Below are 265 nucleotides of genomic sequence, written 5' to 3'. Positions count from 1 at the left end.
CTCAAAAGACATCTTCCCGAATAAGAGATACACATCGCCCCGTGAATAAACGTCTCGATTTCCAAATCTTCCGGAATATTTGCCCGAAGTTCTTTTAGCTCTTCCATCGACAGCTCTCTGGCAGATACGACTCGACTCGCCCCCTGTTTATACCAGAAATTATAGGTTGCATAATTTGTATTATTTGCCTGAGTGCTTATATGCCTTTCTATCTCGGGGCATATCTCTTTGGCAATCTCAAATACTCCCGGATCTGCAATGATCA

Annotated in this window: 1 protein-coding gene; it reads right to left on the bottom strand. The window is 43.0% G+C overall.

All coding sequences use genetic code 11. The annotated features are described in order from the left end of the window. The coding region (locus NE637_RS15435; protein WP_256267812.1) for a peptidase U32 family protein at window positions 1-265 on the bottom strand (265 nt) is incomplete at both ends.

This window comes from Desulfovibrio desulfuricans, from assembly GCF_024460775.1.
Taxonomy (GTDB): domain Bacteria; phylum Desulfobacterota; class Desulfovibrionia; order Desulfovibrionales; family Desulfovibrionaceae; genus Desulfovibrio; species Desulfovibrio desulfuricans_E.
The sequence above is the reverse complement of the archived record's forward strand: the minus strand, read 5'-3'. Positions and strand labels throughout refer to the sequence as shown.